This is a genomic window from Pollutimonas bauzanensis (assembly GCF_900129885.1).
GTDB classification, from domain to species: domain Bacteria; phylum Pseudomonadota; class Gammaproteobacteria; order Burkholderiales; family Burkholderiaceae_B; genus Pollutimonas; species Pollutimonas bauzanensis.
The window spans coordinates 317,170-331,776 of the sequence record NZ_FQXE01000006.1; the positions used below are offsets into that span (position 1 = coordinate 317,170).

The following is a 14,607-nucleotide window of genomic DNA, read 5'->3' on the forward strand; positions in this document are numbered from 1 at the left end:
GACCATGCACAACCGCAACCTCACTTCCCGTTTTGCCCAGCGCGCCGCCGTGGCCCTGGGCGCCGCCGCGCTGCCGGCGCTGTCGTTCGCGCAAGGTCTGCCGCAATTGGAGAACCCCACGCGCGGCACCGGCAACGGCATCATGGAGACGATCCGCAACTACGGCTACGACATCATCATGCTCGTGGCCCTGCTGGTGGTGGCGTCGATGTTCATCGGCGTCTGCTACCACGCCTACGGGACCTACGCGGAGATCCACACCGGCCGCAAGACGTGGGGCCAGTTCGGCCTCACGGTCGCTATCGGCGCCGTGCTGCTTGTGATCGGCATCTGGCTGCTCACCGAAGCCACCGGCATCCTGTAAGCGAGGCCGGTATGTCCGAGCAGCAGCACGTCCGTGCGGACGGAACGGTCACCTTCCTTCCGCACCGGCTCAACCGCCATCCCGTTGTGGTGCGCGGCCTCACCGCTGACGAACTCTGGATTTGCTGCGGCCTGTCCGGTGCCGCCGGCCTGCTGGTCGGCGCGCCGCTGTCCTGGGTGTTCCGCACGATCGCGCTGGCGCCGACCTTCGTCGTCCTGGGCGTGGCGCTCGGCGTCTTCATCGGCGGCGGCATCCTGCGCCGCCTCAAGCGTGGGCGTCCCGACACCTGGCTGTATCGGCAACTGCAATGGCGCATCGCCACGCGCCATCCGCTGATGGCCGGCTGGGTGGGTGGCCATGTGCTGATCTCGCGCTCGGGCTTCTGGTCCACCCGCAGGAGCATGCGATGAGCCGCTTCAAAAACGAGATCACCCACCTGCAGGCGCACATCAAGACCTTGCGGCTGGCCGCGGGCGCGCTGGTCGTCGTCGCCCTGGTCATGGGCGGCGGCTGGTGGAGCGCGCCGCGCGACCTGACCATCCACGTCCCGCCCGACCTGCGCTCTGGCAGTACCCGCAAGTGGTGGGAAGTGCCGCCCGAATCGGTCTATGCGTTCACGTTCTACGTGTTCCAGACGCTGAACCGCTGGCCAACCAATGGCGAGGAAGACTACTCGCGCAACCTCCACACGCTCTCGCCGTACCTCACCCCGTCCTGCCAGGCCTTCCTGCGGGCGGACTATGACTACCGCCGCTCCACGGGCGAGCTGCGTCAGCGCGTGCGCGGCATCTACGAGATTCCCGGCCGCGGCTATGGCGACGACCCCACGGCGCGCGTGCGCACCGTGTCCGATCGCGACTGGGTGGTGACGCTGGACATCACGGCGGACGAGTACTACGGCGCCGAGCAGGTCAAGCGCGCCCTGGTGCGCTATCCGATCAAGGTCACGCGGGTGGACGTCGATCCCGCCCGTAACCCGTTCGGCCTGGCGCTGGACTGCTACGACGGCGCGCCCCAGCGCATCAGTGCACCGGAGCCGACGCGCCCGGCGCCGAGTGGCCTGTCTCCGCAAGCGCCTCAAGGAGGAAACACCCCATGAAGCACCCTGTACTCGCGCTGCTGGGGCTACTGGCCGTGGCCGCGGCACCCGTCGCCCATGCAGTGGAAATCCTGCGCTGGGAACGCATGCCACTGGCAGTGCCGCTGAAGGTCGGTCAGGAACGCATCGTGTTCATCGACCGCAACGTGCGCGTGGGCGTGCCCGCGGGCGTGGGCGAACGCCTGCGCGTGCAGAGTGCGGGGGGCGCGGTGTACCTGCGCGCCAGCGAGCCGATCGAGCCCACGCGGTTGCAACTGCAGGACGCCGACACGGGCGCGCTGATCCTGCTGGACATCGCAGCCGAACCACCCAAGGACGGGGAAGCCGAGCTGGAGCCGGTGCGCATCGTCGAGGGTGACAGCGCACCGGGACGCTATGGCGAGCAGGCCGACAGTGCCGAGGCCCCGGCACGCGCCCAGGGCCAAGCAGGTGCGCGGACCGCGCGGCGCGAAACTCCGGTCCCTGTCGTGCTGACGCGCTTCGCCGCGCAGAACCTCTACGCACCGCTGCGCACCGTCGAGCCGCTTCCGGGCGTCATGCGGGTCAACCTGCCCCGCGACCTCGACCTGGACACACTGATGCCAACGCTGCCCGTGCGCGCGGTCGCACTCGCGTCGTGGCGCCTGGAGGACCAGTGGGTCACTGCCGTGCGCCTAACCAACGGCAGCGGCGGCTGGATCACGCTCGACCCGCGCGTGCTGCAAGGCGATTTCCTCACCGCCACCTTCCAGCACGAGGCGCTGGGCCCGCGCGGCACGCCCGAGGACACGACCGTCCTGTACCTGGTCACGCGCGGCCGCGGTCTCGCGCAGTCGCTGCTGCCGGCGATTCACCGCTTCGACCCGGCCGTGCATCTGCCGCAGCCGGACGGCGACGAGAACACCAAGGAGGCCCGCCATGCGCAGTAACGGCCTGCTCAAGTGGCTGATGATCCCTGTTGCCATCCTGGTGCTGTTCGTCGGTATCCGGCTGTTCTCGGGTGGAGGCAGCACGGCGCCACCCGCGGCGGACAACGGCGCCCAGCTCACGCCCGATGAAATGAAGGCGCTGGGCATCGAAGGCGACACCCCGCGCGACACCGTGGCGACGCTCGTTGCCCAAGTGAAGCAGTTGCGCACCGAGCTTCAGACCGCGCTCTCGGACAACAAGTCGCAGCGTGAAGAGAACCAGCGACTGCGCCAGCGCGAGAACTCCATCGACCAGCGCATCAACTCGGCGCTCGAATCCGAGCGGTCCAACCTGCGCCGCGACCAAGAGCAGGCGGCCAGCGCGCGCCAGCAGACCGAAGGGCTGCTCGCCGACCTGCAGCGGCGTCTGGACAGCATCGGCGGGCGCGGCGGCGGCCATGCGGACCTGCCCGTGGGCCTGGGGCTGCAGGGCGGCGACGAGGCAGGCATGGAGGGCGGCGTGCGGTGGGTCGAGCCGGACGACGCAAAGCCCGCCGAGGGGCGCAACGGGGGGCGTGGCGCGAGCGGCGGCATGAGCTTCCCCACGAGCTTCGGCCCGGCGCAGAGCACGCTCGAAACCACTGCGGAAACCGTGGCCAACGCGGGCGCCCGCGCCGCCGGGGTCAAGAGTGCCAAGCCGGTCTACACCGTGCCGACCAACTCCACGCTCATGGGTTCGGTCGCCATGACAGCGCTGATCGGCCGCGTGCCGATCGACGGCACGGTCAACGATCCCTATCCGTTCAAAGTTCTGGTCGGGCCGGACAACCTGACCGCCAATGGCATCGACATTCCCGACGTGGCCGGCGCCGTGTTCAGCGGCACCGCTTCGGGCGACTGGACGCTCTCGTGCGTGCGCGGCCAGGTGCGCAGCATCACGTTCGTCTTCCACGACGGCACGATTCGCACGATCCCCGAAGACCGCGAGGGCAACCAGCAGAACAACCAACAGCGCGATGGCTTGGGCTGGATCAGCGATCCCCACGGCATTCCTTGCGTCAGCGGCGAGCGGCGCAGCAACGCCCAGCAATACCTCGGCTCGCAGGCCCTGATCACCGCGGCCGGCGCCGGTGTGGCCTCACTCATCGAGAGCGACAGCGGCCGCATGTCCTATGTCGGCTCGGACGGCTCCATCGGCACCGTGGGCATCACCGGCCAGGAAGCGGTCGGCCAGATTCTGGCGGGCGGCGTGCGGGACATGTCGGCCTGGGTCAACAAGTTGTACGGCCAGGCGTTCGCCGCCGTCTATGTCCAGCCCGGCGCCAAGGTTGCCGTCCACCTCGAAAAGCCGCTCGCCATCGACTTCGATCCCGAAGGCCGCAAGGTCGATCACCGCGCAGGAGAAAGCCATGCACTCGAACTTGACTAACCTGGCCCGTGGCCTGGCACTGGCCCTCGCCGTCGCGGTGCTTGGCGGCTGCGCCACCAGCAAGGAAAAGCTGCTGACCCACGGTGACCGCACGATGATGGACATCTGGCAGCAGGAGGCCGGCGACGGCGGTGGCGCAGCCGGACGGAACGCCGGCCGCCAGCTGCTCGATGCGCGCCAGAGCCTGCGTCGGCCCCTGACCGACGCCGACGTGCAGGTCGCACCCGTCGAGCAGATGCGCTACACGCGCACCGCGCGCAATGAGGTCCACCGCCAGTTCCAGCGTCTGCCCAATCCCGATCTCGTCATGTACGTGTATCCGCACCTGGCGGGCACGGACCCCGTGCCGGTGCCGGGCTACACGACGGTCTTCCCGCTCAACCAGCGCATCCAGTACGCCATGCCAGGCGAGCGCGTGGAGGCCTACTGATGCGGTGGAAACTTCCCTGGCCTAAGCCGGCCGCGCCGAAGCTGGCCGCATCCGGCGCTGGTGATGATGAGCAGCCGGACGGCTGGCAGCGCCACGTCGAGGCCTTGCGGCAGGTCGGCATCCCCGAACCCGGCTCGGCAGCCCGGGGCCGCAAGCCGGCGACGGAGGCCGACGAGCAGGCGCTGTACGACGTCGCACCGTCCTTCGTGGAACTGCTGCCCTGGGTGGAGTTCTTGCCCGAGTCGAAATCGATGCTCCTGGAGGACGGCCAATCGGTGGCCGCCTTCTTCGAGCTGGTGCCGCTGGGGACCGAGGGCCGGGAACCCGGCTGGCTCGCGCACGCCCGCGACGCCTTAGAAAACGCGCTCCAGGACAGCTTCGATGAACTGGACGAGAACCCCTGGGTGTTGCAGCTCTACGCCCAGGACGAACCGAGCTTCGACCAGTACATGCAGACGTTGCGCGACTACGTGCAGCCGCGCGCCCGTGGCACGGTGTTCACGGAGTTCTACCTGCGGTTCTTTGCCCACCATCTGCGCGCGGTGGCCAAGCCCGGTGGCTTGTTCCAGGACACGGTGGTCACACGCTTGCGCTGGCGCGGCCAGACGAGGCGTGTGCGCATGGTCGTCTATCGCCGCGTGACCGGACAAGGACAGGGCCAGGCAAACCGCCGGGGCCAGACACCCGAGCAGATGCTGAACATCGTCTGCGACCGCCTGTGCGGCGGGCTGGCGAACGCCGGCATCCAGGCTCGCCGCCTGGGTGCGGCAGACGTCCATGACTGGCTGCTGCGCTGGTTCAACCCGCGTCCGACGCTGCTCGGGCCTGGGGTCGAGGACCGGGAGCGCTTCTATGCGTTCGCGCGCTACCCCGCCGACACCGAGGCTGGCGAGATCGAACTGGCGAGCGGGCGGGATTTTAGCCAGCGGCTTTTCTTCAGCCAGCCACGCTCGGACGTGGAGCATGGCACCTGGCACTTCGACGGCATACCGCACCGTGTGTTGGTCACTGACCGGCTGCGCATGCCGCCCGGAACGGGACACCTGACTGGCGAAACCCGCAAGGGCGATGCGATCAACACGCTGTTCGATCAGATGCCCGAGGACACGACGATGTGTCTGACCATGGTGGCGACGCCCCAGGACATTCTCGAATCGCACCTGAACCACCTGGCGAAGAAGGCAGTCGGCGAAACACTGGCATCGGAGCAGACGCTCAAGGACGTGCAGGAGGCGCGCTCGCTCATCGGCAGCGCGCACAAACTCTACCGCGGCACGCTGGCCTTCTATCTGCGCGGACGCGACGAAGCCGAGCTTGACCGGCGCGGTCTGGACCTCGCCAACGTGATGCTCAACGCGGGGTTGCAGCCCGTTCGCGAGGACGATGAAGTCGCGCCGCTCAACAGCTATCTGCGCTGGCTACCGTGCTGCTACAACCCCGCGCAGGATCGGCGAAACTGGTTCACCCAACTGATGTTCGCCCAGCATGTGGCGAATCTCTCGCCGGCGTGGGGTCGCAGCCAGGGTACGGGCCATCCGGGCAACACGTTCTTCAACCGCGGTGGCGGGCCGATCACGTTTGATCCGCTGAACCGCTTAGACAGGCAGATGAATGCCCATCTATTCCTGTTCGGCCCCACCGGCTCGGGCAAGAGCGCCACGCTCAACAACCTGCTGAACCAGGTCACGGCCATCTACCGGCCGCGCCTCTTCATCGTGGAAGCCGGCAACAGCTTCGGGCTGTTCAGCGACTTCGCCAGGCGCCTGGGCCTGACGGTGAACCGGGTCAAGCTGGCCCCCGGATCGGGCATCAGCCTGGCACCGTTCGCGGATGCCCGCCGGCTGATCGAAACACCCAGCGACGTGCAGACGCTCGATGCCGATGCGTTGGACGAAGACCTGCCACCGGATGCCTCGGTCATGGAGGCAGACGAACAGCGTGACGTGTTGGGCGAGTTGGAGATCACGGCACGGCTGATGATCACCGGCGGCGAGGACAAGGAGGAAGCCCGGATGACGCGGGCCGACCGTTCGCTGATCCGCCAGTGCATCCTCGACGCCGCCGAACACTGCGTGGCTGAGAAGCGCACGGTGCTCACTCGCGACGTGCGCAACGCGCTGCGCGCCCGCGGTCAGGACTCGACGCTTCCCGAGATGCGGCGCATGCGGCTGCTGGAGATGGCGGACGCGATGGACATGTTCTGCCAAGGCACCGATGGCGAGATGTTCGACCGCGATGGCACGCCGTGGCCCGAGGCCGACATCACGCTGGTGGATCTGGCGACCTATGCCCGCGAGGGCTACAACGCGCAGCTCTCCATCGCCTACATCAGCCTGATCAGCACGGTGAACAACATCGCCGAGCGCGACCAGTACCTGGGTCGTCCGATCATCAATGTGACCGACGAAGGCCACATCATCACGAAGAACCCGTTGCTCGCGCCCTACGTCGTGAAAATTACCAAGATGTGGCGCAAATTGGGCGCCTGGTTCTGGCTGGCGACCCAGAACATCGACGACCTGCCGCGTGCCGCAGAGCCCATGCTCAACATGATTGAGTGGTGGATCTGCCTGTCGATGCCGCCCGATGAGGTCGAGAAGATTGCACGCTTCCGTGAACTCTCACCAGCGCAGAAAGCGCTGATGCTTTCTGCGCGCAAGGAGGGGGGGAAATTCACCGAGGGCGTGATCCTGTCGAAGTCGATGGAAGTGTTGTTCCGCGCGGTGCCGCCGAGCCTTTACCTCGCGCTTGCGCAGACCGAACCCGAGGAGAAGGCCGAGCGCTACCAGCTCATGCAGCAATACGGCTGCACCGAGCTGGAAGCCGCCTTCAAGGTGGCCGAGAAGATCGACCAGGCACGCGGCATCGAGTCGCCCGCCTTGGAACTGTCGTAAGCCGGAGAACGCCATGGAACACAAACATCCTTCCATCCCGATGCAGGTGCAGGCGTTCCGCCGTCGGCGCTGGGGGACCCGCTGGCCGTGGGCGTTGGCTGCAGTGCTGGTTGCGCTGCTGCTGATCTGGCTCGTGTCCCGTTCGCCAGGCGGGTCCACACCTCAGACTTCGGCGCCAGTCAGCGAGACACAGGTGGCAGGGCCTCCGTGGCAGATGGGCAATCCGGAAGGTCGTTTCACACTGACGCTGTACGCGGACCTCGAATGCCCGTTCTGCCGGTCCTATTTCCCTGTGCTCAAACGTTGGGTGGCCGGCAATGCCGACGTGGCCTTGCAATGGCACCACCTGCCGTTGGCCGCACATGAACCGGCCGCTTCTGCCGAAGCGCGTCTGGCGGAATGCGCCGGCGAAGCCGGCGGGCATGCCACCTTCTGGCAAGCCGTCGAGTGGGTATATGCCCACACGCGCAGCGACGGCCAGGGCTTGCCCGAGGACCTGCGCTACCCCGACCTGACGCCAGCCATCGAGCAGTGCATCGCGAGCGAGCGGCCCGACGCGGCGATTCGTACCCAAACTGCGGAAGCCACGAACAGCGGCGTGACCGCCACGCCGTCGCTGCGGCTGCACGATCGCGAAAGCGGCAACGCGATCCTGCTGCAGGGTCCGATCGAGGGCGATGCCTTGCTGTCAGCCATGGACATGCTCGCCGCCGGCGATCCCGCCACCACACCCACATCGGAAATGCCTGCCGACGTCGTCGGCGACATGCCCAGGTAGCCCCGGTCTTCAAGGCTACGGCGCAGTCCGCTGCGCTGACCGCAACCCGTTCGCCTCGCGTCCTGGCCGCGAACGATCACCGCTACCGCGGTGATGGATGCACCTTGTTCGTTCCCCAGGAGGGCTTGCCCTCCCAGGGCGCGCGCCCTCCGATCTCACCGTCTGGAGGTTCGCCATGTCTTTCGTCGTCAATGACTCCTACCTGGAGTCGCTTTCCGCCATCGCTACCCAACACGAGGACTGGATCATCCAGCAAGCCATCGTGCTGCTGGAGAGACGGATCTTCAAAGCTGGACCGTGCCTCAGCCGACCGGCCGCTGTGCGGGACTACCTGCGTCTGAAACTGGTCGCTGAGCCCAATGAGATATTCGCCGCTGTGTTCCTGGACAGCATGCACCAGGTGCTGGCCTACGAGCCGTTGTTCAGGGGCACGATCAACTCGACATCGGTCTATCCGCGTGTCGTCGCGCAGCGTGTGCTGGAGTTGAATGCCGCCGCGGTGGTCTTCAGCCACCAGCACCCCTCGGGCATCTCCGAACCGTCGAGCGCGGATCGCATGCTGACCCAGCAACTGCAGGTCGCGCTGGCGCTCATCGATGTGCGGGTACTGGACCACATCATCGTCGGCCAGGGTGCCCCGTTCTCCTTTGCGGAGTCCGGCCTGCTGTAAAGGTTGCACTGCTTCGTTGATCAGCGCGGAGGCTTCGGCCTCCGCTTTTTCTTCGCAGCGACGCAAGCAGGTATGCGGGGTGGCCGCGATGCGCATTGTTTGTTGGGGCCGCGTGGGGTTCGGCGTTTGACTATGGCCCTGATCAACTTCCGGGGCGCATGACATGCCAGCAGCTTTTACCCGGTTCGCACCAGGCTGGCGAACCCTTGGCCTGGCCGTGGCGCTGCCGGCATCTCTGGCCGTGTTCAGCCCGGCCACCTTCGCCGCCGACGTGGTGGTCGTCACCGACAGCCGCCACCCGGTCAAGACCGCCGGCGGCGAGCGGCTGATCGAGTTGGACGAAGCGCCCCGGATCGAGGCCGAGCTTTCCGCGGATCTGCCGGCCGACCCCGAGCGGGCAGCAGCCATCGTCCGGCAACGACTGAACCAAGGCGGCACCGATCTTCAGCGCCGCATCGGCACCGCCTACCAGGGCGTCGCCGATGCATGGAGCCTGGGCGTCGCCGCCATCCCGGCCGTCGTGGTAGATCAACGCTATGTGGTCTATGGCGAGCCGGACGTGGCCCGGGCGGTGTCCCGCATCGAGCAGTACCGGAGGACGCAGCCGTGACCCATCGCCCATTCGACTTGCTGCGCCGCCTGCGCGTCGCCGTGGCCTCGCTGCTGTTGGTCAGCGCCACCGGCAGCTACGCCCTGAACACCGCCACCATCGTGTCCTCCGTCATGTCGCCGGACTGCCTGGAATACCGGGTGGTGGGCATCTGCTACTGGCTCTACTGCACCTGGACGGGCTGCACGGTGCGCACGTCCACCAAGGTCCGGCACTACGTGCCCGATGCGGTCGTCTCCAGCTACAGCAACACCGGGGAGAACCCCTGGGTCGAAGTGCAGGCGATGAGCACGCCCAACCCATCCGCACAGGCAGGTGGGGATGGGACCACGAACGAAGACCACGAAAACAACCTCGCCAAATTCAAGAACAGCGATGTCATCGGCCATCCTGGCGGCGAGGTATTCAACCAGTTCGCATCGTCGTCGGGCTATTTCTGCCAAGGCGCGGGCACGGCCTTCATGCCGTATCTACTCAGCACGCTGGACACGCTGGCTTGGCGCTACAACGTGCCTGAAATGGCCTACCCGGAGGCGTTGATTCCGGGCATGCGCGAGGTCGGTGCGCGCACCACGATGAATCTCTGGGGCAACGTCTATCCGCGCGGCGGCTTCCTGCACCAGACCGACGACCAAAAATCCGGGGCTGTGGTGGCCCAGCGCGCGGGCGATGTCGTCACGCGCCGCGGGCAGATCCACGTGTACCAGCCGCTGCTTGCCAACGCCCGCGACGGCTACTGGCCGGCCGGCGAGCTGATGGAGGGTGATGCCTCTACGGGCAAGTGGCAGGAGCTGACGCCGCGCCTGTCCAACACCTGCGTGGTGTTCCCGCACAGCGGCACGCTGACCCAGGCCCAGCAAGGCGACTACGCCTGGGCGCTGTGGCGTCCCTATGCGTGCTGCGAACGCCGCGGTCAGGTGTTCCTGGGCAGCGTCGATTTCCTCTGAGGTGCCACGATGAAGCGTCCTGAACCGATGAACCTTTCCGCCAAGGCGTGCCGCCTGCTGCGCCCGACGGCGCTGGCCGGCACGCTCGCTCTGGTCTGCGGCATGGCGTGGGCGCAGGTCGGATACCAGAACAGCGGCCCCGTCCTCGGCGATGACGTCATGTACTCGATCGGCGGTGGCAGTGCGGTGTCCATGGGCCGCGCGGCCGGCATGCGTTCCATCGGGGTCGGCGTGGGGTGGAACAGCAACCTGATCTGCGGCGACATGAGCATCCAGACCACGCTGCGCAATCAGCTTAACGGCATCACGAACGGCTTTCAGCAGATCATGAGCAACGTGATCCAGAGCGCGACCAGCGCGGTTGCATCGCTGCCGGCGCTGATCATTCAGCGCGCCGATCCGGGCCTGTACAACCTGCTGACTAACGGCGTGCTGCAGGCGCGGCTGGACTTCGACCGCTCCAAGCTGACGTGCCGCGCCATGGCGGAGAAGATGGCCGAGACGGCGGGTGGCCAGCTTGGCTGGAGCCAGATGGCCGAAGGCATGGCCCTGCGTGACGCGGTTGGCAGCAACGATGCCGTATCGGCCGTCGAGCAGGCCGAGACGCGCCGCGGCAACGACGGCGTGCCCTGGGTGGGCGGCAGCAATGCCGGTGGCGCGGGCCAGTCCGCCATCCGGGTGGTCGGCGACGTCACCCGCGCGGGCTACAACCTGGTCAACGGTCGCGGCGTGACGGACACCTCCTCCATCGCGTCCACCAGTTGCGCGAGCCTGTCCTGCCAGACCTGGACGTCGCCGCAGCAGGCGACCGAATGGGCCACGCGCGCCCTCGGAGAGCAGGTGCAGCGCACGTGCGACTCCTGCACTAAGACCGAGACGGTGCCCGGCGTCGGGCTGACGCCGCTGATCCAGGAGGAGTACGAAGCCAAGCTGGAGGTCTTGCAGGAGCTGGTTTCCGGCACGCGTAATACCACCTTCGAGAACTTGCGCGAGGCCGGCAGCACGTCGCTGCCGATCACCCGCGGCGTGATCGAGGCGCTGCGCGACGAGCCGGACCAGGACCTGCTGGCGCGGCGCCTCGCGTCCGAAGTGGCGCTGTCATCGGTGCTGGAGAAGGCGCTCCTGCTCCAACGCACGCTGCTCACGGGCAAGAAGGAGCCCAACGTCGCAGCCAACGAACTTGCGGTGCAGGCCGTGAACCATGAGAGCGACACGCTCGACCGGGAGATCCGCAACCTGAAGACGGAATTGGAGCTGCGGCGCGAACTGGCGAACAACTCGCCGATGGCCATCATCCAGCGCCACGGCACGCGGGCGGCCGGCTCGCGCGGCATCTACGAGGGCGATCCGGTACCCGACCGCCTTGACCAGTTGCAGAAGGGCAATCCCGGAGCCAGGCCATGAACGCGGAGCGCATGGCCTGGCGCCCCTTGCGCTGGCTCTTCAGCCGGCGCGCGGCGACGGCGCTGCTGTGGGCGGTGGTGCTCGTCGCCGCTGCGGTGGGTGCCAACATCGCCGGCATCTACCTGGTCGGCAGCGTGGCCGGATGGGAGCGGTGGCTCGCGGCCGCATCGGGCTACTTCTTCGTGTGGCGGCTGTGTCTGTACGGGGCCACGGTTTACGGGTGGCTCTGGATGCGCCGCCGGCTGCTGGCGCGCGAAGACCAGGACGGGGCAGATGGGCAGGCACGGCGCCGCCTGATGCGCAGCGAGATCGCGGGCGTCGTCGCCATCGTCGTGCTGGAAGCCAGCTTGTTGATGCAGGCCGCTTGAGGGGATCGAGGCCATGACGCTTTTCACGACCGACTACCTGGAGTACTACCTCACACTCGTTTCCTGGATCGTCAACAACGGCATCTGGGCGGCCCTCGTATCCAGCGGGGTATTCGCGCTGCCTTTCGTCGCCATCGTCGTGCAGGAGTGGTTGAAAGCTCGTGCTGAAGGCGCCGACGAGGGCAATAAAGGCGTGCTGAGCGCCGCCCGCATCGAGAACCGGGTCTTCGTCGCCATCGTGGTGGTGATGTTCGCCGGCATTCCGTTCATCGACGTGGACCTAAACACCATCCAGTACGACAGCTCGCGCTCGGCCCAGTGCCAGGTCAGCGTGGCGCAGCCCGCGGATACCGGCTGGTCGCAGTCCTTCAGCACCATCAACAACCAGTCGGCGAAGGTGCCGGTGTGGTGGGCGTTCATGCACGCGCTCTCGCGCGCCGTCACGGGCGCTTCGGTGGCGGCAATCCCGTGCGGCACGGACCTGCGGCAGATGCGCATGGAGATCGACGCCACGCGCATCGATGATCCGGTGCTGGCTCAGGAAGTAGCGGATTTCTCTCGGGATTGCTATGGGCCTGCACGGGCCAAATTGTTCATGCAGCGCCCTCAACTTGATGAGCAGCAGATGCACGACGTGACCTGGATCGGATCGCGGTTCTTCACCGACACGAACGGGTACTACGACACGTATCGCTCCAGCACGCCGCGCGATGACTGGCCCTATGACAGCAACCGCGACGCTGGGCTGGCCCAGGTATCCAGTGGCGGTGGCTACCCGACCTGCAGGCAATGGTGGGCTGATGGCAGCAATGGCCTGCGGGCACGGCTGCTGGGACAGGTGGACCCGAGCCTGCTCAATCGCCTGGCGGGCTGGGCTGGCTTCCTGAGCCGGGCCGAGGTGGACAATTCGGTGATCCGCGCGATCGCGTCACCGCGGCAGCAGAAGCTGAACCAAGGCAGCGTCTATACCGACTACGGCGGCCAGATCGACAAGACCTTGCCAAACATCGTGACGCGGGCTACGGGAGACGTTGGAATGGCAGTTGGCGCGATTGCCTCGTTTCCCGCGATGGACGTCGTGCGGCAGGCGCTGCCGATGGTGCTCGCCTTGCTCAAGATGGCATTGGTAATCTGCATCCCGCTCGTGCTGGTCGTGGGCACCTATGACTTGAAGACGGTCGTCACGGTCAGCGTCGTGCAGTTCGCGCTGTTCTTCACGGATTTCTGGTTTCAGCTTGCGCGCTGGATCGATTCGACGATCCTGGACGCACTTTATGGCTGGGGGTTCGGCTGGAACCGGCCGCACACCAACTTCGACCCGCTGGTGGGGCTGAACAACGCCTTCGGCGACATGCTCCTGATGTTCGTCACAGGCACGATGTTTCTGGTCCTGCCGACGTTTTGGGTCGCTGCTTTGGGGTGGGTCGGAGTTAAGGCTGGGGTGATTGCTCAGAACCTTGCTGTCGGCTCCAAGGAAGCGCGTGATAGCGCCGGGTCAGGTGTAAACAAGGTAGCCGGCAAGGTTCTGTGACAAACAGGCCAAACCTCAGTCATCGAACGGATCGTTCGGGTCGTGAGGGTCGAGCCGCTGGCCATTGGAAGAATACAGGCCAAAGCCCGCCTCGCCATTGCGCAATTCATCCTGTTGCGTCCAGCGGTCTTCATCTCTAGCCGAATTGCCAGCCATCCATACCGCCGCAACGCCCAGCAGTAGCAACACCGCCAGCCAGAAGGTGGTGTACAGCAGCACCCCGAGCGCAACCAGCTTGACCACCCACACGAGCGCGGTGGCACCGGCCGCCGCCCCCCCCTTTGACACCAACCAGCTCGATGCCCGGCGTTCGCCGCGCACGTAGGCACGCCATCCGCGACCCAAGGTGCGGCCGAGTCGTTCTGCGGTACGGATGCGTGTCGTGGTGTTCATGGTCGTCTCCTGCTATTGAGCGATGCCTATTCCAGTTTGCTCCAATCCTGCTTGCTTGCCTGTATCAGCGCATGCCAGTCGTCTGGTGGGTTCCCGCGCCCGAGCATCTTCTCGAACACGACATACGGGTCCGATTTGCTACCCGAAGACCGCAGGGTCTGTTCATCGTTGACCCAGGCGTACACGATGACCTTCGCCTTCGAGTCATACCGGAAGAACAGCCGGAACCGCCGTCCGATCTTGGCCCTTCGCCAGTGGCGGTGGGCAGGTCCCAAGGTGTTGCCCTGGCGGTACTCGTCGCGTGCCGGATCGCCTGGCACCACATCCAAGATCAACTGGCTCAAGGCCCGGAAGAGCTTGACGTTGGCATTGGACTCGAAGCCCGTCGGGTCGTTCTCCTGCGCGCGCCTCGCGGTCGCATGCAGTTTCTGCAACTGCTCGATCACGCAGTCGTGGAAGAGCAGCGTCCAGCCATGCCGTTGCATCAGAGTTCCACTTTCCCGTCGATCTCCTCGTCCAGGTCCAGACCGTGGCCAGCATGCTCCAGCATGGCGCGGGCCAGATCCTCGGGCAGGCCCTGGACGTTCCGGCCAGCTTCGATGTCGCGGGCCAGCAGGCTCAGGAATGCGCCGATGGCGGGGTCCTCATGCTCGGCATCGACGCGGGTGACGACGACTTCGCTGCCCCGCAGATCGAACGCGAGCTTGCCACCGGCATCGACGCCGAGCGCCTGCCGGATGGGCTTGGGCAGCGTGATCTGGCCTTTGGAGGTCAGCGTGGCAACTTCGTGGATGGCAGGCATG

At 66.5% G+C, this 14,607-nt stretch carries 17 protein-coding genes; 14 read left to right on the forward strand and 3 right to left on the reverse strand.

Annotation, left to right across the window (positions count from 1 at the left end; genetic code table 11):
* Positions 1-4: 4 nt before the first annotated feature.
* The 14 genes from BUB23_RS13805 (at position 5) to BUB23_RS13870 (ending at position 13,411) form a co-directional block, all read left to right on the forward strand.
* On the forward strand, positions 5-364 hold the full coding sequence (locus tag BUB23_RS13805; protein WP_003090173.1) for a TIGR03745 family integrating conjugative element membrane protein: 360 nt from the start codon (positions 5-7) through the stop codon (positions 362-364).
* Positions 365-375: 11 nt separating this feature from the next.
* On the forward strand, positions 376-774 hold the full coding sequence (locus BUB23_RS13810; RefSeq protein ID WP_003050133.1) for a TIGR03750 family conjugal transfer protein: 399 nt from the start codon (positions 376-378) through the stop codon (positions 772-774).
* Positions 771-1,463: a PFL_4703 family integrating conjugative element protein gene (locus BUB23_RS13815; protein ID WP_003116810.1), complete on the forward strand. Its 693-nt coding sequence runs from the start codon at positions 771-773 to the stop codon at positions 1,461-1,463. The genes BUB23_RS13810 and BUB23_RS13815 overlap by 4 nt, the downstream gene beginning before the upstream one ends.
* Positions 1,460-2,371 (forward strand): TIGR03749 family integrating conjugative element protein, encoded by a 912-nt coding sequence (locus tag BUB23_RS13820; RefSeq protein ID WP_003116809.1) that lies wholly within the window; start codon positions 1,460-1,462, stop codon positions 2,369-2,371. Before BUB23_RS13815 ends, BUB23_RS13820 begins: the two co-directional genes overlap by 4 nt.
* Positions 2,361-3,779, forward strand: coding sequence for a TIGR03752 family integrating conjugative element protein (locus BUB23_RS13825; protein WP_003116808.1), 1,419 nt, complete (start codon positions 2,361-2,363; stop codon positions 3,777-3,779). Before BUB23_RS13820 ends, BUB23_RS13825 begins: the two co-directional genes overlap by 11 nt.
* A complete protein-coding gene (locus BUB23_RS13830) occupies positions 3,760-4,209 on the forward strand; it encodes a TIGR03751 family conjugal transfer lipoprotein (protein ID WP_003116807.1) in 450 nt (149 codons plus the stop codon). Before BUB23_RS13825 ends, BUB23_RS13830 begins: the two co-directional genes overlap by 20 nt.
* Positions 4,209-7,103 carry a conjugative transfer ATPase gene (locus tag BUB23_RS13835; RefSeq protein ID WP_073103764.1) on the forward strand — a complete coding sequence of 965 codons (2,895 nt, stop codon included), beginning with the start codon at positions 4,209-4,211 and terminating at the stop codon, positions 7,101-7,103. The genes BUB23_RS13830 and BUB23_RS13835 overlap by 1 nt, the downstream gene beginning before the upstream one ends.
* A gap of 13 nt (positions 7,104-7,116) precedes the next feature.
* Positions 7,117-7,881: a DsbA family protein gene (locus BUB23_RS13840; RefSeq protein ID WP_073103765.1), complete on the forward strand. Its 765-nt coding sequence runs from the start codon at positions 7,117-7,119 to the stop codon at positions 7,879-7,881.
* A 175-nt stretch (positions 7,882-8,056) separates the two neighbouring features.
* Positions 8,057-8,551, forward strand: a complete 495-nt coding sequence (locus BUB23_RS13845) for a JAB domain-containing protein (RefSeq protein ID WP_003116804.1) — start codon at positions 8,057-8,059, stop codon at positions 8,549-8,551.
* Between the two features lie 163 nt (positions 8,552-8,714).
* On the forward strand, positions 8,715-9,161 hold the full coding sequence (locus BUB23_RS13850; protein WP_003116803.1) for a TIGR03757 family integrating conjugative element protein: 447 nt from the start codon (positions 8,715-8,717) through the stop codon (positions 9,159-9,161).
* A gap of 83 nt (positions 9,162-9,244) precedes the next feature.
* Complete coding sequence (locus BUB23_RS13855; protein ID WP_425439547.1) at positions 9,245-10,108, forward strand: TIGR03756 family integrating conjugative element protein; 864 nt, start codon at positions 9,245-9,247, stop codon at positions 10,106-10,108.
* Between the two features lie 9 nt (positions 10,109-10,117).
* Positions 10,118-11,512 (forward strand): integrating conjugative element protein, encoded by a 1,395-nt coding sequence (locus BUB23_RS13860; protein WP_013391809.1) that lies wholly within the window; start codon positions 10,118-10,120, stop codon positions 11,510-11,512.
* The gene (locus BUB23_RS13865; RefSeq protein WP_013391810.1) at positions 11,509-11,880 is read left to right on the forward strand and encodes a hypothetical protein; all 372 of its coding nucleotides are present in this window, start codon (positions 11,509-11,511) and stop codon (positions 11,878-11,880) included. Before BUB23_RS13860 ends, BUB23_RS13865 begins: the two co-directional genes overlap by 4 nt.
* 13 nt (positions 11,881-11,893) lie before the next feature.
* Positions 11,894-13,411 carry a conjugal transfer protein TraG N-terminal domain-containing protein gene (locus BUB23_RS13870; RefSeq protein ID WP_013391811.1) on the forward strand — a complete coding sequence of 506 codons (1,518 nt, stop codon included), beginning with the start codon at positions 11,894-11,896 and terminating at the stop codon, positions 13,409-13,411.
* 15 nt (positions 13,412-13,426) lie between these two features.
* Here BUB23_RS13870 and BUB23_RS13875 read toward each other — a convergent pair whose 3' ends face one another.
* Genes BUB23_RS13875 through BUB23_RS13885 form a run of 3 tightly spaced genes read right to left on the reverse strand, consistent with a single transcriptional unit; the run spans position 13,427 to position 14,606 of the window.
* The gene (locus BUB23_RS13875; protein ID WP_013391812.1) at positions 13,427-13,804 is read right to left on the reverse strand and encodes a DUF3742 family protein; all 378 of its coding nucleotides are present in this window, start codon (positions 13,802-13,804) and stop codon (positions 13,427-13,429) included.
* Positions 13,805-13,830: 26 nt separating this feature from the next.
* Positions 13,831-14,289 (reverse strand): type II toxin-antitoxin system YhaV family toxin, encoded by a 459-nt coding sequence (locus BUB23_RS13880; RefSeq protein WP_013391813.1) that lies wholly within the window; start codon positions 14,287-14,289, stop codon positions 13,831-13,833.
* Positions 14,289-14,606: a type II toxin-antitoxin system PrlF family antitoxin gene (locus tag BUB23_RS13885; protein WP_013391814.1), complete on the reverse strand. Its 318-nt coding sequence runs from the start codon at positions 14,604-14,606 to the stop codon at positions 14,289-14,291. Before BUB23_RS13885 ends, BUB23_RS13880 begins: the two co-directional genes overlap by 1 nt.
* Between the last annotated feature and the right edge of the window lies 1 nt (position 14,607).